We start from the raw sequence: 641 nt of genomic DNA on the forward strand, positions 1-641 counted from the left end.
GTCCCGACCAGCACGTCCGACTCGGTCAGCAGCCGGGCCACCGCGGGTGACTCGTCAGCGATGCCCCGCAGAACACCTGTCTCCCAGGCGATTCCCGCTATTCCCCCACCGGCCAGCACCAGCGCGCGTTTGGTTGTCACGCCGTCTACCTTGCCAGCACCGATCAGGCCAGTTGCCGGGTGTTCGGCAGGGCGTGCTGCGACTCCTCCACCGGCGAGCTCAGGTCCTCGCGACGCAGCAGATGTTTGGGCGGGTCGGGCAGGATCATGCTGCGGTGGATGTGCAGATCCGCATCGACATGGAAGAGTTCGCCCGCCGGCAGCAGCCGCCAGCGTGGCTCGTCGTCCATCACCTCGGTGGCGAACACCACCGACGACCGCTCACACAGATGCTCCGACCGGGCGTGAATCCGCTTGGTGCACAAGTCGAATTCCGCGTCATGCGACGCCGCCTCGTCGGATCGATCCAGAATGTAGAGCTGATGGGTTTCGGGGTAGCGCAGCGCCCACATGTCGGTGGCCGTGCTCAGCAACACGTTGACCGCGTAGATGGGAACGTGGTCGGCGAGCCATCGCATGGCGTCGGTGAGGCCGGCGGTGATGTCGCCGTCGCGGGCCCGGATCGACGCGGTGATCAACGCG

2 pseudogenes are annotated in these 641 nt (G+C 66.6%); both read right to left on the reverse strand.

Going from position 1 to position 641, the window contains the following annotated elements:
- Window positions 1-140, reverse strand: a pseudogene (locus A5646_RS28655) (patatin-like phospholipase family protein); the annotation flags it as partial.
- Between the two features lie 23 nt (window positions 141-163).
- Window positions 164-641 (reverse strand): annotated as a pseudogene (locus A5646_RS00955) (class II glutamine amidotransferase); the annotation flags it as partial.

Source organism: Mycobacterium sp. 1245499.0, assembly GCF_001673615.1.
Lineage (GTDB): Bacteria > Actinomycetota > Actinomycetes > Mycobacteriales > Mycobacteriaceae > Mycobacterium > Mycobacterium europaeum_A.